This window comes from Actinomadura verrucosospora, assembly GCF_039540335.1.
GTDB lineage: Bacteria > Actinomycetota > Actinomycetes > Streptosporangiales > Streptosporangiaceae > Spirillospora > Spirillospora verrucosospora.
On record NZ_BAABEV010000008.1, the window covers coordinates 97666 to 117168 of the forward strand.

The window sequence follows — 19503 nt, forward strand, 5'->3', positions numbered from 1 at the left end:
TGGTTGCGATCGCGTCCGAAGGCAGGTTCAAGCGAAGCGAGAACCTGATCGCGCAGCGAGCCGCTAGGCGAGTCGGAGCGATGCCAGCGATCGCCCGCGTTTATCGACGATGGAGGGCCGCCAGGCCCGAAGGAGGAGAAAAACGCAATTAATGCGCAGCGTCCTGCCAGGTGCGGCCGGTGCCCATGGAGACGCTCAGGGGGGCGCGTAGTTCGTAGGCGGCGGCCATCTGGGTGCTGACGAGGGTTTTCAGGTCGTCGAGTTCTCCTGGGGCGACTTCGAAGACGAGTTCGTCGTGGACCTGGAGGAGCATGCGGGAGGTGAGGCCGGCGTCGCGGAGGGCGCGGTCGACGTTGAGGCTGGCGACCTTGATGATGTCGGCGGCCGAGCCCTGGATGGGGGCGTTGAGGGCCATGCGTTCGGCCATCTCGCGGCGCTGGCGGTTGTCGGAGTTGAGGTCGGGCAGGTAGCGGCGGCGGCCGAGGATGGTCTCGGTGTAGCCCTCCTGGCGGGCCTTGGCGACGATGTCGCGGAGGTAGTCGCGGACGCCGCCGAACTGCTCGAAGTACTCCTCCATGAGGCCGCGCGCCTCGTCCGGGGAGATCCGCAGCTGCTGGGAGAGGCCGTAGGCGGACAGGCCGTAGGCGAGGCCGTAGTTCATGGCCTTGATGCGCGCGCGCAGTTCGGAGTCGATCTGCTCGGGCGGCAGGCCGAAGACGCGGGACGCGGTGATGGTGTGGAAGTCGGCGCCGGAGCCGAAGGCCTCCAGGAGCGCGTCGTCCTCCGAGAGGTGCGCCATGATGCGCAGCTCGATCTGGGAGTAGTCGGCGGTGAGGAGGGATTCGTAGCCGTCGCCGACGACGAAGGCCTCGCGGATCTGGCGGCCTTCGGCGGTGCGGATCGGGATGTTCTGCAGGTTGGGGTCGGTGGAGGAGAGCCGCCCGGTGGCGGCGATCATCTGGTTGAACGTGGTGTGGATGCGGCCGGCGTCGTCGGCCATGGGGATCAGGGAGTCGACGATGCTCTTGAGCTTGGCGACCTCCCGCCACCGCAGGATGTGCTCCAGGACGGGGTGGCCGTCCTTCTCCAGGAGGGTCGTGAGGGCCTCGGAGTCGGTGGTGTAGCCGGTCTTGGTGCGCTTGGTCTTGGGGAGGTTCAGCTCGTCGAACAGGACCTGCTGGACCTGCTTGGGCGAGCCGAGGTTGAACTCGCGCCCGACGGCGGCGTGGGCCAGCTGCTCCTGCTCCTTGACCTGGCCGCCCAGGGACGCCGACAAGCCCGCCAGGTGGTCGGCGTCGACGGCGATGCCGGCGCGTTCCATGGCGGCGAGGACGCCGACCAGCGGCAGCTCGACCTCGCGCAGGAGGCGGGTGGCGCCGCGCTTGTCGAGGTCCTTGTCGAGGACGTCGGCGAGCTCGGTGACGGCGCGGGCGCGGACGGCGAGGGCTTCGGCGGCCTCTTCCTCTCCGGAGCCGTCCAGGGTGAGCTGGCCGGAGTCCTCGGTCTCGCTGCGCAGCTCGCGGTGCAGGTAGCGCAGGACGAGGTCGGCGAGGTCGAACGTGCGCTGGCCGGGGAGCGCGAGGTAGGCGGCGAGCGCGGTGTCGCTGGTGACGCCCTCCAGCCGCATGCCGCGCGCGGCGAGCGCCAGCATCGGGCCCTTGGCCTCGTGGATCGCCTTGGGGCGGGCGGGGTCGGCGAGGTAGGCGGCGAGGGCGCGCTCGTCGTCCTCGATCAGCTCGGCCGGGTCGAGGTGGACGGCGGGGCCCTTGACGGACGCCAGCGCCAGCGCGGTGATCTCGCCGGTGCCGCGGCCCCAGGTGCCGGTGACGGCGACGCCGATCCGGTCGGCGGTGTTGGCGTCGAGCCAGGCGCCGAGGGCGCCGGGTTCGAGCGGTTCCACCTCGACGTCGAAGCCCTCATCGGCCTCGGGCTCGGCCGCGGAGATCGAGGAGTACAGCCGTTCGCGCAGGACGCGGAACTGCAGCGAGTCGAACAGGGTGTGGATCTCCTCGCGGTCCCACTGGCCCATCGTCAGCTGCGGCGGCGTCAGCTCCAGGCCGACCTCGCAGTCGAGCTTGTTGATCTGCTGGTTGCGCAGCACGCCGGACAGGTGCTCGCGCAGGTTGTCGCCGGCCTTGCCCTTGATCTCGTCGACGCGGTTCACGAGGGTGTCGAGGTCGCCGTACTTGGTGAGCCACTTGGCGGCGGTCTTCGGGCCGACGCCGGGCACGCCGGGCAGGTTGTCGCTGCTCTCCCCCACGAGGGCGGCGAGCTCGCGGTACCGCTCGGGCGGGACGCCGTACTTGGCCTCGACGGCGGCGGGGTCCATCCGGGCGAGCTCCGACACGCCGCGGACGGGGTACAGGATCGTCACCGAGTCGTCGACCAGCTGGAACGCGTCGCGGTCGCCGGTGACGATGAGGGTCTGCATCCCCGCGCGGGTGGCCTGGACGGACAGCGTGGCGATGATGTCGTCGGCCTCGAACCCGGCGACCGACAGCCGCGGGATGCGCAGCGCGTCCAGCACCTCGAAGATCAGGCTGACCTGGCTGCGGAACTCGTCGGGCGTCTTCTGCCGGCCGGCCTTGTACTCGACGTACTGCTCGTGCCGGAACGTCGGCTCGGAGCGGTCGAACGCCACCGCGATGTGGGACGGCTGCTCGTCGCGCAGCACGTTGATGAGCATCGAGGTGAAGCCGTACACGGCGTTGGTCGGCTGCCCGTCGGTCGTGGAGAAGTTCTCCACGGGCAATGCGAAGAACGCCCGGTAGGCCAGGGAGTGGCCGTCGAGCAGCAGAAGCCGGTCGCGCTTGTCAGGGGTCGTCGGTGAGGTCGCCACACCAGGACTCTAGTCTGCGCGTACGACAGTTTTGTGGAGGCGTAAGTGACTGACACCGACGGCGCGAGCCCGGAGGACCTGGGCGCGAAGATCCTCGCGGGGGAGGAGTTCGACGCGCACGGCGACCTGGCGAAGAACATGGGCGTCGAATACCTGGAGGCCTCGGCCGAGCGCGTCGTGGGGCGCATGCCGGTCAAGGGCAACACCCAGCCGTACGGGCTGCTGCACGGCGGCGCGTCCTGCGTGCTGGCCGAGTCCCTGGGCTCGGTGGGCGCGGCCCTGCACGCGGGCCCGGACCGCATCGCCGTCGGGATCGAGATCAACGCCACCCACCACCGGTCCGCCACCGACGGGTTCGTCACGGGCGTGGCGACCCGCGCGCACGGGGGCCGCACCCTCGCCACCTACGACATCGTCATCACCGACGACCAGGACCGGCGGGTCTGCACCGCGCGCCTCACCTGCATGCTGCGCGACGCCCCGCCCGGCCGCTGACACGGCGTGATCCGCGCTTTCTTTGCGATGCGCGCCCCCGGGTCTGTAGCGTGGATCAGACCGGCCCGGGGTCACCGAGTAGACAACGTACGCGCCCGGGGAAGGTTCGTACGGCCCCAAAGGTGACCCCGGGTCAACGCATGTCCGGGGACGGTCGCGCCCCCGACACCGGCGTAGGTCCGTCACCGGTTGCGGTTGGGTTGCGAAACGATCCCGCCCGTTCACCCGTTCCGGGCGCCGGACGTACCGTCCGAGCATGCGCCACGCTGACACGCGCACCCCCGGCCCGCGCGCCCGGCACCGGGCGGGCACCGCCCGCGCGGGCACCGTCCTCGCGGGCGCCGCGCTCGCCCTCGCCGCGGCCCTCCCGCTCGCGGGGTGCTCCGGCTCCGGGCGGGCCACCTCCCTCCCCGACTACAAGATCCCCGCCGAGAAGGCGCGGGAGGGCGAGGCCGTCCCCGAGGGCAGGACGGGCAAGAGCGCCGACATGCGGTTCACCGTCGTCGGCTTCCGCGAGGCCATGACGGACGTCATGGGCACCCACGCCTCCATGAACGCCAAGGGCGCCTTCACCCGCGTGCGGGTCCTGGCCGTCAACACCGGACGCGACATCCAGGTGTTCGACACCTGGCAGCAGCGCCTCGTCACGACCGACGGCAGGACCTACTCCCCCGACGTCAACGCCACCATGATCAAACGGCAGCCGGAGCGGCTCTCGGTCGGGGCGTCCATGCGCGTCGAGTTCGACCTGTGGTTCGACGTCCCCCGCGGCGCCAGGACCAGAGCCGTCCGGCTGTACGGCTCACCACCGGTCGGCGCCACCACCGACCCGGACCCCGCCGAGATCAAGCTCCCCTGACCCCCGCGACGCGCAAGGCCCGCCCGGCCCGGACGAACCGGGCCGAGCGGGCCTGACACGCTCGGACGCGCCGCTACTTCGCGGTCCCCTCGCCGGAACCGTCCTCGGGGCCCTCGGCCGCCGGAGCGGGCTCCTCGGCCGCCGGAGCGGCTTCCCCGGCCGCCGGAGCGGCGCCGTCGCCCAGCTCGCCGCCCAGGTAGGCCGCCCGGACCTCCGGGTCGTCCAGCAGGTCCGCCGCGGGCGCCGACTTGACCACCCGGCCGGTCTCCAGCACGTACGCCCGGTGCGCGATCTGCAGCGCCTGCTGCGCGTTCTGCTCCACCAGCAGCACCGTCGTGCCCCGCCGGTTGATCTCCTGGATGATCGAGAAGATCTGCTGGACGAGCATGGGCGCCAGCCCCATCGACGGCTCGTCCAGCAGCAGCACCTTCGGCTTGGCCATCAGCGCCCGCCCGATCGCGAGCATCTGCTGCTCGCCGCCCGACATCGTGCCGCCCAGCTGCTTGCGGCGCTCGGCCAGCCGCGGGAACAGCTCGAACGCCTCCGCCAGCTCCTTGGCGGGGTCGTCCTTGCGGGCGTAGGCGCCCATCAGCAGGTTCTCCTCCACCGTCATGCCGGGGAAGATCCCCCGGCCCTCCGGCGCCTGCCCGATGCCGACCAGCACCCGCTTGTGCCCGGGCATCCTGCTGATGTCCTCGCCGTCGAACCGGATCGCGCCCGACGACAGCCCGCGCAGCCCCGAGATGGTCTTCAGGGTCGTCGTCTTCCCGGCGCCGTTCGCGCCGATCAGCGTGACGATCTCCCCCTGGCCGACCTCCGCGGTGATGCCCTTCAGCGCGGCGATCTTCCCGTAGTGGACGTGGATGTCACTGATCTCAAGAAGCATCGGCCGGAGCCCCCAGATACGCCTCGATGACCCGCGGGTCGTTCTGCACCTCGGCCGGCAGGCCGTCCGCGATCTTCTGGCCGAAGTCCAGCACCGCGACCCGGTCGCTGATGCCCATGACCAGGCTCATGTCGTGCTCGATCAGCAGCACCGTCACGCCGGTGTCCCGGATGTCGCGGATCAGCTGCTGCAGCGCCACCTTCTCCGCCGGATTCATGCCCGCAGCGGGCTCGTCCAGCAGCAGCAGCTTCGGCTCGGTGGCCAGCGCCCGGGCGATCTCCAGCCGCCGCTGGTCGCCGTACGGCAGGTTCTTCGCCGCCTCCTCGCCGCGGTGCGGGATCCCCACCAGCTCCAGCAGCTCCCGCGCCCGCTCGCGGCCGCGGCGCTCCTCGCGGCGGTGCCACGGAAGCCCGAGCGCCGCCCCGACGAACCCCGTCCGGTGGTGCGCGTCCGCGCCCACCATGACGTTCTCCAGCGCCGTCATGTTGTGGAACAGCCGCACGTTCTGGAACGTGCGCGCCACACCCAGCTTCGTCACGAGGTAGCGCTTCTTGCCGTCGATGCGCTTCCCGCGGAACACCACCTGCCCCTCGGTCGGCCGGTAGACGCCGGTGGTCACGTTGAACACCGTCGTCTTCCCCGCCCCGTTCGGGCCGATCAGCGCGAAGATCTCGCCCTCGCGGATCGTGATGTCCACCTTGTTGAGCGCGACCACGCCGCCGAACCGCATGACGACGTCCCGCAGCTCCAGGACGGGTGACGCGCCCTTCGCCTCGCTCACTTGCCCTCCTCCACGGCGGCCGCGTCCGACTGGCCCGGACCGGCCACCTCGGCGCCCATGCTGCCCATGCCGCCGGTGCCCTCGGCCAGCTCCGCCTTCCGCTGCCGCGACGGCCACAGGCCCTCCGGACGGAAGATCATCATCACCACGAGCGCGGCACCGAAGATCAACATCCGGTAGTCGTGCAGGAACCGGAACCGCTCCGGCAGCCACGCCAGCACCGCGGCGCCCAGCATCACGCCCGGAAGGTTGCCCGAGCCGCCCAGCACCACGCCGGCCAGGATCAGCGCCGAGACGAGGAACTCGAAGTTCTGCGGGTTGATCGAGGTGATCTGCCCGGCGAACACCACGCCGCCGCTGCCGCCGATCGCCGCGCCGATCGCGAACGCCGCCAGCTTGAACTTGAACGTCGGCACGCCCATCAGCTCCGCCGCGTCCTCGTCCTCCCGAATCGACGCCCACGCGCGGCCCACCCGCGACCGCTCCAGCCGCTTCACGAAGACGATCGCGATGATGATGAACAGCACCAGCAGGTAGTAGTACGGCCGCGCGTCCAGCAGCCCGTACTTCAGCGGCTGGACGCCCAGGATCTCGAACTCCGACAGCGACGGCGGGTGCGGGATCCCCTGCACGCCGCGCGGGCCGTTCACGTACGAGCTGTTGTTCGCCGTCCGCTTGACGATCTCACCGAAGCCGAGCGTCACGATCGCCAGGTAGTCGCCGCGCAGCCGCAGCGTCGGCGCGCCGAGGATGACCCCCGCCAGCGCCGAGAACCCGATCGCCAGCCCCAGCGACTCCCAGAAGTTCCACTCGTAGCGCGTCGCGAAGATGGCCATCGTGTAGCCGCCGACCGCGTAGAACGCCACGTACCCGAGGTCGAGGAGACCGGCCATGCCGACCACCACGTTCAGCCCGATCGCCAGCAGCACGTAGATCGCGATCTGGCTGCTCAGCATCGACGGCCAGTCGCTGCCGCTCGGCGCCATGAACGAGCCGATCGCCTCGCTCGGCAGCAGCAGCGCGCCGACGATCAGCAGCAGGTAGACGGCCCACCGCACCGCGCCGGGAGCCGACGCCCACCAGTCGCGCAGCGGGTCGAGAGAGAACATGTCGCGCGCCGAGCGGAGACCGCCCGCGCCGCCGTCGCCGTTTCCGTTCTTCGTGAGGTTCATGCGCGCGCCTGCTGGAGGGACTCACCGAGAATGCCGGTGGGACGGAACATCAGGACCAAGATCAGCACGGAGAACGCGACCACGTCGCGCCACTGGGATCCGAAGAAGCTCGAACCGTACATCTCCAGCAGCCCGAGCGTGAAGCCGCCGACCAGGGCGCCCCGGATGTTGCCGATGCCGCCGAGCACCGCCGCCGTGAACGCCTTGATGCCGAGCAGGAAGCCGACGAAGTAGTTCGTGCTCTCGAAGCGCAGGAAGTACAGCGCCGCCGCCACACCGGCCATCACCCCGCCGACCAGGAACGTCACCTGCACGACCCGGTCGATGTTCACGCCCATCAGCACGGCCGTCTCCGGGTCCTGCGCCGTCGAGCGGATGCCCCGGCCGAGCTTCGTGCGGTTCACGAACTGGTCCAGCGCGATCATCATGAGCACCGCGCCCACGAAGACGATCAGCTGATCGTTGCGGATCAGGATCGGCCCGACGTCCACGACGTCCGACAGCTTCTTGAAGTGCTCGTTGACGTCGAGCTTGCCGCCCTCCTTCGACGTCCCGAACACCCGGTGGATGAGCACCGTGCCCATCAGCTGCTGGATGAAGATCGACGCGCCGATCGCCGAGATCAGCGCCGCGAGTCTCGACGCCCCCCGTTTGCGCAGCGGCCGGTAGGCCGCCACCTCCAGCAGCATCGCGCCGCCGCCCGCGACCGCGCCGCCGACCACCGCCATGAGCGCCACCACGCCGATCAGCGCGACGCCGCCCACCGCGGACACGTCCAGGGTCCGCACCGTCCACAGCGCCGCGAACGTGCCGACCATGAAGATGTCGGCGTGCGCGAAGTTGATCAGCCGGAGCACGCCGTAGACCATCGTGTAGCCCAGCGCCAGCAGCGCGTAGATCGCGCCCAGCGCCAGGCCGTCGACGGTCGACGGCCAGAATTGATTGATGAAGTCGTCGAGCACCTTCGGTCGCCTTCGTCAAAAGGAGCGGGAGCGCTGTAGCGCTCCCGCTCCCGCGCCATCAGGGGCCCCCGGGACGGGGGCGGTCGGTCCGGGGCGTGGTGACGCCTACGAGACCTTCGCTTCGTTGCTGTTGCCGAGCAGCGGCAGCTTGTTGTCCTTCACCTCGTAGATGAAGATGTCCTTGGCCGCCAGCTCGCCGTTCTCGGCGAACTTGATCTGCTTGCCGACGCCCTGGAAGTCCTCGGTCTTCAGGAAGCTGTTGATGTCCTCCGGCGAGGTCTTGCCGGCCTTGATCGCCTCGATGAACGCCGTCGCGGCGTCGAAGCCCTCGGTCGAGTAGATCGCGACCTCGGAGTTGAACTTCGCCTTGTAGTCGTCGGCGAACTTCTTGGCCTTCGGGTTCGTCTTGCCCTCGGCGTCGATCAGGCAGCCGCAGCTCAGCAGCGCGCCCTGCGCGTTGGCCTGGCCGGCGCCCTCGATCAGACCGGTCGCCAGCGAGCCGTCGCCGGACATCATCTTGCCCTTGTAGCCGGCCTCGCGGAGCTGCTTGAACAGCCGGCCCGCCACCGCGTAGTAGCCGCCGAAGTAGACCGCGTCCGGCTTGAACTGGTTGATCTTGTTGACGGTCGAGGAGTAGTCCGTCGCCTTGTCGTCGACCGCGTCGGTCTGGGTCTGCACGCCCTTGGCGCCGGCGGCCTTGCCGATGGCGTCGGCGAGGCCCTTGCCGTAGTCCTGGTTGTCCGACACCGTGAAGATCTTCTTCGCCTTCACCGAGTTCACCAGGAAGTTCGCGGCGCCGTCGCTCTGCACGGCGTCGTCGGCCACCACCCGGTGCCAGTACTTCCAGCTCTTCTCGCCGAGCGTGATGTTGGTCGCGGACGGCGACACGCTCGGGACCTTGGCCTCTTCGAGGATCGGGGCGACGCTCTGCGACTCACCGGAGAACGCGGGGCCGATCAGACCGACGATCTTGTCGTTCTTGATGGCGCCCTGCGCCAGCGTCGTCGCCTGCTCCGGCTTGCCCTGGCTGTCGTAGGTCTTGAACTTGATCTTGACCTTCGGGTTCGTGGCGTTGTACTGCTCGATGGCCAGTTGCGCGCCCTGCTTGGGCGGGATCACCAGGCCCGAGTTCTCACCGGTCAGGTCACCCATGAACCCGAGCGTGATCTCGTTGCCGTTGCCGGAGTCGCTATCGCCGTCACCGCACGCCACGGCGCTGAGCGCGAGCGCCGCGCTCACCGCAACCGCGCCGGTGATCCTCATCATGTTGCGCCGCAAGGTGCCCAACCTTTCCATCCGGATCCGGGTGGATCGGGTACGAGTGAAGCCCCGACGCCGACCCCCTCGAAAGGAGGAAACCGGTCACTCGGGGACCAGGTATGTCGTACACCGTCGACCCACCCCAGAACAGGACCCCCGGATCGAAGGGTTACTCGTTCGTTACGCCCCTGTGCCCATCCGATACCGGGCGTTGCCTGGGACGATTACGAAACGTGACGTCAACGGCCCGGTCCGGCACCTGCGCTTTGGACCTTGACAACCGGGCGTTCGACCGCGCTGAGGAGTCAGCCCGCGGCGGGCTCGTCCCGGCCCCCGGAGGCGCCCGCCACGACGGCCTCGGCGACGGCCCGCATCGTGAGCCGCCGGTCCATCGAGGTCTTCTGGATCCACCGGAACGCCTCGGGCTCGGACCACCCGTGCGCCTGCTGCAGCAGCCCCTTGGCCCGGTCGACCACCTTGCGCGTGTCCAGCCGCTCCTGCAGCCCCGCGACCTCGGCCTCCAGCGCGCGCAGCTCGGTGTACCGGCTGACCGCCATCTCGATCGCCGGCGTGAGGTCGGTCTTGGAGAACGGCTTGACGAGATAGGCCATCGCGCCCGCGTCGGTCGCCCGCTGGACGAGCTCCCGCTGGGAGAACGCGGTCAGGATCACCACCGGCGCGATCCGCTCCGCGGAGATCCGCTCGGCCGCCGAGATGCCGTCCAGCACCGGCATCTTCACGTCGAGGATCACGAGGTCGGGCTTCAGCTCCCCGGCGAGGCGGACGGCCGTCTCACCGTCCCCGGCCTCCCCGACCACCTCGTAGCCGTCCTCCTGAAGCATCTCCTTCAGGTCCAGCCTGATCAGTGCCTCGTCTTCCGCGATCACAACCCGCCGAGCGCTCTCCACGCCCACGAGCCTACCGAAACCCGCTACCCTGGTCCCCGTCGCCCCGCCTCATGCAGGGCGATACGGACACCAAGGGACATGTCCGGATAAATATGCCGGGATGGCGAAATAGGCAGACGCGAATCCCTCAAAAGGATTTGTCCGAAAGGGCGTGCGGGTTCGAGTCCCGCTCCCGGCACTTCTAGAGATCCCTTCTCCATTAAGCGTCGCGCGTCGCGCATTGCGTCTGAGAGCTCGCCCCGAAACCGGCAATGCCTCCACATTCGTCAGTGAGGCGCTGTGCTGGTGAATACAGCACCGCACGCCAGAGAAATCGCTGATCCTCTTTTCAGCATGGCCTCAAGGTCAGCAACGCCTGGCGCGATGCCTCACATAGAGCGATCATGCGTGAACTGTCAGTGGCGGTCGGGAGACTGCGGGCATGTACGATCCGCGACAGCGCCCACTGGCGTTACGACTGTTGGCGGCGGGGTTCACGATCGCTGAAGTGCACCGCCAGACCGGCATCCCCACGTCCACACTGGGCAATTGGAAGAAGCGCCCCGAAAAGGCCGCGAGCCATACTCCTCCGTTATGTCCGCGTTGCCATGATCGGGCGCTCGATCCCGCCGCTTACTCCTACCTTCTCGGTCTCTACCTCGGTGACGGGCATCTCGCCCGGCAACCGAACGGCGTCCATCGCCTGGAAATCGCCTGTTCCGACGTCTGGCCGGGCCTCATCGACGCCGCCGCCGACGCGGTGGGCGCTGTTCTGCCGTCCCGTGTCGGACGCCGCCAGAAGCCCGGTTGCACGATGGTGGGGTCGTACTCCAACCACTGGCCCTGCCTGCTCCCCCAGCACGGGCCGGGGATGAAGCACACACGAAAGATCGAGTTGGCGGGGTGGCAGCGGGAGATCGTCGACGAGCGCACGGAGGAGTTCGTCCGCGGACTGATCCACTCGGACGGGTGCCGGGTCACCAACCGCGTGCGCAAGCGCCTCCGGAACGGGGACCGCTGGTACGAATATCCGCGTTACAACTTCGCGAACGTGTCGCTGGACATCCAGGGGTTGTTCACCGGGGCGCTGGATCGGCTCGGGATCGCGTGGACGCAGATGAACGCGAAGAACATCTCGGTCGCGCGAAGGGAGGCGGTGGCGCGGCTGGACGAGTTCGTCGGGCCGAAGCACTGAGAGCGCGGCGGGTTTCCGGAGCGTCGCGGAATTGAGACCGGGCGGTGATTGGTGCGCGCCGCGCGAGGTCCGCCGGGCTGGGTGTGAATTGGGGAAAAAGGAGCCGGGCACCGCGCGGGGTGCGGGTCGCGCGGTGCCCGGCAGGGGTGATGGTCAGTGGGGGATGGCGATGGCGTCGCCGAGGCTGTGCACGCGCAGGGCGTTGGTCGAGCCGGCGGTGCCGGGGGGCGAGCCGGCGACGACGACGATCTTGTCGCCCTTCTGGAACCGGCCGAGTTCGAGGAGGGCCTGCTCGACCTGGCGGACCATGGTGTCGGTGTGGTCGACCTGCGGGACGATGAAGGTCTCGACGCCCCAGACGTGGGCGAGCCGGCCGCGGACGGCGGGCACGGAGGTGAAGGCGAGCAGGGGGATCGGCGAGCGGTAGCGGGACAGGCGCCGGGCGGTCTCGCCGGACATGGTGAAGGCGGCGAGGGCCTCGGCTCCGACGATCGCGCCGACCTCGGCGGCGGCGCGGGCGATGGCGCCGCCGACGGTCTCGGGCATGCGCTCCAGGGTGTGGGTGGCCTGGAGGGAGGCCTGCTCGGCGGTCTCCACGATGCGGCTCATCGTGAGGACGGACTCGATGGGGTACTGGCCGACGCTGGTCTCGCCGGAGAGCATGACGGCGTCGGCGCCCTCGAAGACGGCGTTGGCGACGTCGGAGGTCTCGGCGCGGGTGGGGCGCGGCGCGGAGATCATGGATTCGAGCATCTGGGTGGCGACGATGACCGGGCGGGCCTTCTCGCGGCACAGCTCGATGGCGCGCTTCTGGACGATCGGCACCTGTTCGAGGGGCAGTTCGACGCCGAGGTCGCCGCGGGCCACCATGATGCCGTCGAAGGCGGCGACGATCTCGGGGAGCCGCTCGACGGCCTGCGGCTTCTCGATCTTGCCGATGAGGGGGACGCGGATGCCCTCCTCTTCCATGATCTGATAGCAGATGTCGGCGTCGGCGGGGGTGCGGACGAAGGACAGGGCGACGAGGTCGACGCCGAGGCGCAGGGCCCAGCGCAGGTCGCGCTCGTCCTTCTCGGTGAGGGCGGGGACGCTGACCGGGACGCCGGGGAGGTTGAGGCCCTTGTTGTCGGACACCATGCCGCCGACGGTGACCGTGGTGTGGACGCGGGTGCCGTCGACGGAGGTGACCTTGAGGGCGACGCGGCCGTCGTCGATGAGGACGGTGTCGCCGGGGCTGACGTCGCCCGGCAGCCCCTGGTAGGTGGTGGACACCTCGCGGCGGGTGCCGGGCACGTCGTCGGTGGTGATGGTGAACTCGTCGCCGAGGGTGAGCCGCACGGGGCCGTCGGGGAAGCGCCCGATGCGGATCTTGGGGCCCTGCAGGTCCGCGAGGATGCCGACGCCGCGGCCGGTGGCGTCGGCGGCGGCGCGGAGCCGGTGGTAGACCTCTTCGTGGACGGCGTAGTCGCCATGGCTCATGTTGAGGCGGGCGACGTCGATGCCGGCTTCGACGAGGGCGTTGATCTGCTCGCTGCTGGAGCAGGCCGGACCGATGGTGCTGACGATCTTCGCTCGACGGGTCACGTCAACAACCGTACTTAGTTACTTGTCGGTACGGATATTCGTGCAGGATATGGTCCCCCGGGGTTCACCCAGTGGTCTAGGTCAGAGGTCTAGACCACATGTGGCCGCGTCACCGTTTGAACGCCTCCACGGCGGCCTGGCAGAAGGCCTTGAGGTCGTCGGGCTTGCGGCTGCTGACCAGGGTGTTGGGGCCGTCCTCGCAGACCTGGACCTCCTCGTCCACCCAGGTGGCCCCCGCGTTGCGCAGGTCGGTCCGCAGGCTCGGCCAGGACGTCAAGGTCCGCCCCCGGACGACGTCGGCCTCGATGAGGGTCCACGGCCCGTGGCAGATGACGGCGACGGGCTTGCCCGCGTCGAAGAACGCGCGGACGAACGCGACCGCGCCGGGGTCGGTGCGCAGGAAGTCGGGGTTGGCGACGCCGCCGGGCAGCACGAGGCCGTCGAACTCGGCGGGGTCGGAGGCGTCGACGGTGGTGTCGACGGGGAAGGTGTCGCCCTTGTCCAGGTGGTTGAACGCCTGGAGGCGGCCGGACTGCGTGGAGACCAGGCGCGGGGTGGCTCCGGCCTGCTCCACGGCCTTCCACGGCTCGGTCAGCTCGACCTGCTCGGTGCCCTCGGGGGCGCACAGGAAGGCGATGGTCGTGCCCTGAAGATCGTTGTTCGGCATCGGTCTCCTCCGTTGGTCGGTGTCCTGGAGCCCCTGCCCGTGAACGCGGGTGGTATGCAGGAAGGATGAATCCCACGCGCTACCGCGAGTACCGGACGCCGGGGCTGGCGTGCTCGTGGACGGCGGAGCTGCCGCCGGACGCCGAGCCGTTCGTCCAGCGCGTGCTCCCGGACGGCTGTGTGGACCTCATCTGGGCGGGCGGCGGGATCCTGGTGGCGGGGCCGGACACGGGCCCGATGCCGGCGGTCATGCGGCCGGGCGAGGAGATCGCGGCGGTGCGGTTCGCGCCGGGGGCGGCGCCGCCGGTGCTGGGCGTCCCGGCGGACGCGCTGCGCGACGCGCGGGTGCCGTTGCGTGAGCTGTGGGGCGGGGAGGCCGACCGGCTGGCGGAGGCGGTGGCGGCCGCGGGCGACCGCCGCGCGGCGCTGGTGGAGGCGTTGCGGGCGCGGATGGGGCCTGCGGATCCGCTCGTCGCGGCGATGGCGGGGCGCCTGGCGGAGGGCTCGGTCCGGGAGGCGGCGGACGAGCTCGGGTTGGGTGAGCGGCAGTTGCGGCGCCGGTCGCTGGCGGCGTTCGGGTACGGGCCGAAGACGCTGCAGCGGGTGCTGCGGTTCCAGCGGGCGCTGGGGCTGGCGCGGGCGGGCCGGCCGCTGGCGGAGGTCGCGTTCGCGGCGGGCTACGCCGACCAGGCCCATCTCGCGCACGAGGTGAGGGCCCTGGCGGGCGCGCCCGTCCGGGCTCTGCTGTGACCCCCGGTCAGGGTTTGAGTCGCCCGTAGGCGCGGAGGGTCTTGAGGTGTTCGACGGTGACGTGGCCGCGCCATTCGGGGCCGGTGACGGGGGTCCAGATGGGGAAGGCGACGTCCCAGCCTCCGTCGTCGCCCTGCTCGTCGATGAGGGCGTCGAGGGCGGCGTCGATGTCGTCGGCGGCGAAGAGCCGGTGCCCGTACCCGCCGGGGGCGGGGGCGAAGTCGAGCGGTCCCTGGTGGTCGCTGGCGGCGTGGGCGGCGAGGAGGTCGCGGACGCGGGTGAAGGCGGTCTCGGCGCGGTCGCGGTCGGGGACGTGGTCGAGGAAGGTCAGGACGGCGAGGACGTCGTAGGCGCCGGGTTCGGCGCCGGGGGCCTCCAGGTAGCGCCAGCAGAAGTCGGTGGCGGGTCCGAGCCAGGGGTGGTCGGCGCCGGCCCGGTGGAGCATGCCGGCGAGGGTCGCGGTGGGGTTGATCGCGCCGGGCGGGTCGTCGGGCGTCCGCCACCAGGGGCCGTGGGGGGCGTCGCGGACGGTCGGCAGGACGAACGGCACTCCCCCGCCGTCGGTGGTGATGGAGGCCAGGTAGTCCGCGACGCGTGCGACGGCGGGGTCGTCGTCGGCGCCCGCTTCGTGGAGGGTCTGCAGGGCGTGCTGGGCGGGGACGGGCTGGCTGTCCTCGCCGCGCAGGTCCGGTTCGAGGGCGTGGCCGTAGCCGCCGTCGGGGTTCTCATAGGCCCGGAGGGCGGCGAGGAGGGGCGCGGCGGGGGCGCCGCGGAAGTGGAGGGCGAAGCGGTGCCGGTCGATGAGGCGCCCGTTGAGGCGCATGAACTCCGCGGCGCGTGCGAGGCCGGTTCGGTGCAGGACCTTCATGGCCATCACGCTAGGGCAGGCGGTGAGTGGGGGTCTTGTAGGAATCGGACGCGGGGCGCGGGAGGCGGCGCGGTGGGCCCGGCCACCCCAGCGGTGGGTGGCCGGGCCCCTGAGGTCCCGCGTCGCGGTGTGCGGGAGCGGGCGGCCTCGGTGCGGGCCGCGTGCGCGCCGGAGTCGCCGGCGGGCGAGCCGTCGCGGGGCGGGCCCAGGCGGGACCGTAGCCGACCAGCACGAAGACCACAAGTTGCCCTCTTTCTCATGTTTCCCGACATCCCCCGATGTCACCGGGGGTGTGATCTCCTGGTGTCATGAGCGATCCGCTTGGGGAACGTGACATCGCCGCCGCCCCGCTCGGGGTGGTGGCGCGCGCGGCGGAGCCGTACCTGGCGAGCCTGCCGGACCGTCCCGTCCATGACCGGGGGCAGGACCCGCTCCTGGACGAGCTGGACGGGCCGCTTCCGGACAGGGGGGACGGCGCGGTGGCCGCGGTCGAGCGGCTGGTGCGGATCGGCACCCGGGCGGCGACGCACTCGTCCGGGCCGCGGTTCTTCCACTTCGTGGTGGGCGGGTCGACGCCCGCGGCGATGGCCGGGGACTGGGCGGCGTCGCTGCTCGACCAGGCGGCCGGGCTGTGGCTGACGTCGCCGCTGGCGGCGCGGGCGGAGACGGTGGTCCTGCGCTGGCTGAAGGAGCTGTTCGGCCTGCCCGCGGGGTTCGGGGGCGTGCTGACGCCGAGCGCCACGCTCGCGCACGTGGCGGGCCTAGCGGCCGCGCGGCAGTGGTGGGCGGACGGGCACGGCGTGGACGTCGCGTCGCGGGGGCTGGCGGGGCTGCCGGAGATGCCGGTGTTCAGCAGCGGGCTCGTGCACGTCAGCACGCGCAAGGCGCTGCAGATCCTCGGCTGCGGCCGCGACACCCTGAGGACGTTCGCCCGCGACGACGCCGGGCGGGTCGATCTGGAGGCGATGGACGCGGCGCTTGCCGGGGCGGGCGGGCCCGCGGTGATCGTGGCGAACCTCGGCGAGGTGAACACGGGCGACAGCGACCCGGTCGCCGAGCTGGCGGATCTCGCGGAGCGGCACGGGGCCTGGCTGCACGTGGACGGCTCGTTCGGGCTGTTCGCGGCCCTCAGCCCGCGGACGGCCCATCTCGCGCGGGGCGTCGAGAGGGCGGACTCGGTGACGGCGGACGGCCACAAGTGGCTGAACGTGCCGTACGAGAGCGGGTTCTCGTTCGTGCGCGATCCGGCGTCGCTGAGCCGGGCGTTCGGGGCGTGGGGCGCGGCGTACCTGCCGGACGCCGACGAGGAGCGGGTCAACTACAACATGCTCGGCCCGGAGTCGTCCCGCCGCGCGCGGGCGCTGCCGATCTGGGCGACGCTGCGGGCGTACGGGCGGGACGGGTACCGGGAGATGGTGGAGCGTCACCTCGACGTGGCCGCCCATCTGGGCGGGCTCGTCGAGGCGGCGCCCGACCTGGAGCTGCTCGCCCCGGTGCGGCTGTGCGTCGTGTGCTTCCGGTACCGCCCGGACGGTGTCCCTGAGGAGGACCTGGACGGGTTGAACGCGCGCCTGGGCGAGGCGCTGCTGGCGGACGGCCGCGTCTACGCGGGTACCAGCACCTACCGGGGCATGACGGTGTTCCGCCCGGCTCCGCTCAACTGGCGGACGACGAAGGCCGACGTGGAGCGGCTGGTGGACGTGCTCCGGGAGCTCGGCGCCCGCGTCGCCGGGTGATCGGCTCCCCCGGTCCGCTCAGCCGTTCCACGGCATGCTCTCGTCGAGCTCGTCGAAGGTCTGGGTGAGGCTGTACCAGCAGCCGGAGTCGTCCCGGAAGATCGCCTCGATCCCGTACGGGCGCTTCTGGGGCGGGTGGACGAACTCGACGCCCCGGGCCGACAGGCGCTCGTACTCGGCCTGGCAGTCGTCGGTGTTGAAGGCTCCGGCGCCGAGGACGCCCTTGGCGATGAGGGCCCGCATCTGGGCGGCGGAGTCGGGGTCCATGGTGGGCGGGCCGGGGATCATGAGGGCGAGGCTCAGTTCGGGCTGGTCCTTGGCGCCGACGGTGATCCACCGCATGCCGCCCTCGCCGAGGGTCATGTCGTCGCGGACCTCCAGGCCGAGCTTGTCGGTGAAGAACTCCTTGGCCGAGTCCTGGTCGAGCACCCAGACGGTGGCCAGCCCGAGGTTGGTGATCATGCCGTGTCTCCTTCGGTGAACGGGGTCGATGCGTTCACGCTAGGGCGCGGCGGGCGGCCCGGGCTTCTCCGTTATTGCTGCTTGCGGAAGCCGCCCGCCCAGAACATCACGAAGCATCCGGGGATGGCGGAGGTGGCGCCGGCGCGGGCGCGCCTGCGGAACTCGGTGGGCGTCGTCCCCGTCTGCTGCTTGAAACGGGTGCAGAACGTGCCGAGGCTGGTGAAGCCGACCTGCACGCAGATCTCGGTGACGGTCAGGTTGGCGGTGCGGAGCAGGTCCTGCGCGCGTTCGATGCGGCGGCGGGTGAGGTAGGCGCCGGGCGTCTCGCCGTAGACCTCGCGGAACAGCCGGACGAAGTGGTAGCGCGAGTACCCGGCGCGGGCGGCGACGGCGGAGACGTCCAGCGGCTCGGCCCACTCGCGGTCCATGGCGTCGCGGGCGAGCCTCATCCGGCGCAGCACGCCGGTGTCCAGGGTGGGCGGCGTGCCCGTCCGAACGGTTCCCATGGCCCGATGCTGGCACACCGCACCGACAGGAAACCCGGCCGCCGGCCGGTGAAGACTGCGCGCGGGACAGGACCCCGGAGAAGATCCTCCAGGGCCCTGCTCCGCGCTTGCCGGGTCAGGCGATCGGGCGCGCCGTCGGCGGGATCGGGTACGGCAGGTCCGTCCGGCCGCCGAGGTAGGCGTCGACGCCGTGCGCGGCGGCGCGGCCCTCGGCGATGGCCCAGACGATCAGGGACTGGCCGCGGCCCATGTCGCCCGCGGCGAACACGCCGTCCACGGACGTGCGGTAGTCGCGGTCGCGGACCACGTTGCCGCGCTGGTCCAGCTCGACGCCGAGCTGCTCCAGCAGCCCCTCGCGCTGCGGGCCGAGGAAGCCCATGGCCAGCGTCACCAGCTCGGCGGGGATCTCCCGCTCGGTGCCCTCGACGGGCGCGAACCCCGTCTGCGGGCCGCCGACCTCCACCAGCCTCAGCGCGCGGACGTTGCCGTCGGCGTCGCCGAGGAACTCGGTGGTGGACACGGCGTACACGCGGTCGCCGCCCATGTCGGCGAGCTCCTCGTGGGCGCTCTCCACCTTGAACAGCATCGGGTACGTCGGCCACGGCTGGCCGTCGGGGCGCTCCTGCGGCGGCCGCGGCATGATCTCCAGCTGGGTGACCGACGCGGCGCCCTGCCGGATCGCGGTGCCGATGCAGTCGGCGCCGGTGTCGCCGCCGCCGATGACGACGACGTGCTTGCCCTCGGCCGAGATGGGCGACTCGTCGTAGTCGCCCTCCTGCGCCTTGTTCGAGGGCGGCAGGTACTCCATCGCCTGGTAGACGCCCTTGAGCTCCCGTCCCGGGACGGGCAGGTCGCGCCACGCGGTGGCGCCGCCCGCCAGGACCACGGCGTCGTGGGACGCGCGCAGGTCGTCCGCGGTGATGTCGACGCCCACGTTCACCGAGGTCCGGAAGTCGGTGCCCTCGGCGCTCATCTGGGCGAGGCGCCGGTCGAGGTGCCGCTTCTCCATCTTGAACTCGGGGATGCCGTAGCGCAGCAGGCCGCCGATCCGGTCGGCGCGTTCGTACACCGTGACGTCGTGGCCGGCGCGGGTGAGCTGCTGGGCGGCGGCGAGGCCCGCGGGCCCCGAGCCGACCACCGCGACCTTCCGGCCGGTCTGGACGGCCGGCGGCTGCGGGCGCACCCAGCCCTCCGCGAACGCCCGGTCGATGATCTCGACCTCGACCCGCTTGATCGTCACCGGGTCCTGGTTGATGCCGAGGACGCAGGCGCTCTCGCACGGGGCCGGGCACAGCCTCCCGGTGAACTCCGGGAAGTTGTTGGTGGCGTGCAGCCGCTCGACGGCCTCCTGCCAGTCCTTGCGGTAGACGAGGTCGTTCCACTCGGGGATGAGGTTGCCGAGCGGGCAGCCCTGGTGGCAGAACGGGATGCCGCAGTCCATGCAGCGGCTCGCCTGCTTCTCCAGACGGTCCTTGCCGAAGTCCTCGTAGACCTCCGACCAGCTCCTGATCCGCACGTCGACCGGGCGGCGCTTCGGGAGCTCCCGCCGGACGGTGAGGAAACCCTTCGGGTCAGCCATGTTGGAAGTCCCCCTC

The 19503-nt window shown here is 71.1% G+C and carries 18 protein-coding genes and 1 tRNA gene; 6 read left to right on the top strand and 13 right to left on the bottom strand.

Going from position 1 to position 19503, the window contains the following annotated elements; translation table 11 throughout:
* Positions 1–148 precede the first annotated feature (148 nt).
* Positions 149–2839, bottom strand: a complete 2691-nt coding sequence (gene polA, locus ABD944_RS12000; RefSeq protein ID WP_345175365.1) for a DNA polymerase I — start codon at positions 2837–2839, stop codon at positions 149–151.
* Between the two features lie 138 nt (positions 2840–2977).
* Between polA and ABD944_RS12005 the strand changes: the two genes are divergently transcribed.
* Both ABD944_RS12005 and ABD944_RS12010 read left to right on the top strand, forming a co-directional pair.
* Positions 2978–3334 (top strand): PaaI family thioesterase, encoded by a 357-nt coding sequence (locus tag ABD944_RS12005; RefSeq protein ID WP_345175617.1) that lies wholly within the window; start codon positions 2978–2980, stop codon positions 3332–3334.
* Positions 3335–3590: 256 nt separating this feature from the next.
* Positions 3591–4193, top strand: coding sequence for a DUF4352 domain-containing protein (locus tag ABD944_RS12010; protein ID WP_345175366.1), 603 nt, complete (start codon positions 3591–3593; stop codon positions 4191–4193).
* A 73-nt stretch (positions 4194–4266) separates the two neighbouring features.
* On the opposite strand, the gene ABD944_RS12015 is transcribed toward ABD944_RS12010, so the two are convergent.
* The 6 genes from ABD944_RS12015 to ABD944_RS12040 all read right to left on the bottom strand — a co-directional run bounded on the left by ABD944_RS12015 (position 4267) and on the right by ABD944_RS12040 (position 10162).
* Positions 4267–5079 (bottom strand): ABC transporter ATP-binding protein, encoded by an 813-nt coding sequence (locus tag ABD944_RS12015; protein ID WP_345175367.1) that lies wholly within the window; start codon positions 5077–5079, stop codon positions 4267–4269.
* Positions 5069–5809: an ABC transporter ATP-binding protein gene (locus ABD944_RS12020; protein WP_345175618.1), complete on the bottom strand. Its 741-nt coding sequence runs from the start codon at positions 5807–5809 to the stop codon at positions 5069–5071. Before ABD944_RS12020 ends, ABD944_RS12015 begins: the two co-directional genes overlap by 11 nt.
* A gap of 47 nt (positions 5810–5856) precedes the next feature.
* The gene (locus ABD944_RS12025; RefSeq protein ID WP_345175368.1) at positions 5857–7032 is read right to left on the bottom strand and encodes a branched-chain amino acid ABC transporter permease; all 1176 of its coding nucleotides are present in this window, start codon (positions 7030–7032) and stop codon (positions 5857–5859) included.
* Positions 7029–7994, bottom strand: coding sequence for a branched-chain amino acid ABC transporter permease (locus tag ABD944_RS12030; protein ID WP_345175371.1), 966 nt, complete (start codon positions 7992–7994; stop codon positions 7029–7031). The genes ABD944_RS12025 and ABD944_RS12030 overlap by 4 nt, the downstream gene beginning before the upstream one ends.
* Before the next feature lie 105 nt (positions 7995–8099).
* Positions 8100–9260 (bottom strand): branched-chain amino acid ABC transporter substrate-binding protein, encoded by a 1161-nt coding sequence (locus ABD944_RS12035; protein ID WP_345175373.1) that lies wholly within the window; start codon positions 9258–9260, stop codon positions 8100–8102.
* Positions 9261–9559: 299 nt separating this feature from the next.
* Complete coding sequence (locus ABD944_RS12040; RefSeq protein WP_345175375.1) at positions 9560–10162, bottom strand: ANTAR domain-containing response regulator; 603 nt, start codon at positions 10160–10162, stop codon at positions 9560–9562.
* Positions 10163–10256: 94 nt separating this feature from the next.
* Here ABD944_RS12040 and ABD944_RS12045 point away from each other — a divergent pair.
* Both ABD944_RS12045 and ABD944_RS12050 read left to right on the top strand, forming a co-directional pair.
* A tRNA-Leu gene (locus tag ABD944_RS12045) sits at positions 10257–10340 on the top strand.
* 243 nt (positions 10341–10583) lie between these two features.
* Positions 10584–11336: a helix-turn-helix domain-containing protein gene (locus tag ABD944_RS12050; protein ID WP_345175377.1), complete on the top strand. Its 753-nt coding sequence runs from the start codon at positions 10584–10586 to the stop codon at positions 11334–11336.
* A 153-nt stretch (positions 11337–11489) separates the two neighbouring features.
* Here the strand turns inward: ABD944_RS12050 and pyk are convergent, their stop codons facing one another.
* Both pyk and ABD944_RS12060 read right to left on the bottom strand, forming a co-directional pair.
* Positions 11490–12920 (bottom strand): pyruvate kinase, encoded by a 1431-nt coding sequence (pyk, locus tag ABD944_RS12055; RefSeq protein ID WP_345175380.1) that lies wholly within the window; start codon positions 12918–12920, stop codon positions 11490–11492.
* 109 nt (positions 12921–13029) lie between these two features.
* Positions 13030–13587 carry a type 1 glutamine amidotransferase domain-containing protein gene (locus ABD944_RS12060; protein ID WP_345175382.1) on the bottom strand — a complete coding sequence of 186 codons (558 nt, stop codon included), beginning with the start codon at positions 13585–13587 and terminating at the stop codon, positions 13030–13032.
* 65 nt (positions 13588–13652) lie between these two features.
* On the opposite strand from ABD944_RS12060, the gene ABD944_RS12065 reads away from it, so the two are divergent.
* Complete coding sequence (locus ABD944_RS12065) at positions 13653–14336, top strand: DUF6597 domain-containing transcriptional factor (RefSeq protein WP_345175383.1); 684 nt, start codon at positions 13653–13655, stop codon at positions 14334–14336.
* Between the two features lie 7 nt (positions 14337–14343).
* On the opposite strand, the gene ABD944_RS12070 is transcribed toward ABD944_RS12065, so the two are convergent.
* On the bottom strand, positions 14344–15204 hold the full coding sequence (locus ABD944_RS12070) for a hypothetical protein (protein WP_345175384.1): 861 nt from the start codon (positions 15202–15204) through the stop codon (positions 14344–14346).
* A 308-nt stretch (positions 15205–15512) separates the two neighbouring features.
* On the opposite strand from ABD944_RS12070, the gene ABD944_RS12075 reads away from it, so the two are divergent.
* The gene (locus tag ABD944_RS12075; RefSeq protein WP_345175387.1) at positions 15513–16940 is read left to right on the top strand and encodes a pyridoxal phosphate-dependent decarboxylase family protein; all 1428 of its coding nucleotides are present in this window, start codon (positions 15513–15515) and stop codon (positions 16938–16940) included.
* Positions 16941–16958: 18 nt separating this feature from the next.
* Here ABD944_RS12075 and ABD944_RS12080 read toward each other — a convergent pair whose 3' ends face one another.
* From ABD944_RS12080 to ABD944_RS12090, 3 genes are all read right to left on the bottom strand, one after another.
* Positions 16959–17402, bottom strand: a complete 444-nt coding sequence (locus tag ABD944_RS12080) for a VOC family protein (RefSeq protein WP_345175389.1) — start codon at positions 17400–17402, stop codon at positions 16959–16961.
* A 71-nt stretch (positions 17403–17473) separates the two neighbouring features.
* The gene (locus ABD944_RS12085) at positions 17474–17908 is read right to left on the bottom strand and encodes a helix-turn-helix transcriptional regulator (protein ID WP_345175390.1); all 435 of its coding nucleotides are present in this window, start codon (positions 17906–17908) and stop codon (positions 17474–17476) included.
* A 115-nt stretch (positions 17909–18023) separates the two neighbouring features.
* A complete protein-coding gene (locus ABD944_RS12090; RefSeq protein ID WP_345175392.1) occupies positions 18024–19487 on the bottom strand; it encodes a glutamate synthase subunit beta in 1464 nt (487 codons plus the stop codon).
* Positions 19488–19503: the final 16 nt, after the last annotated feature.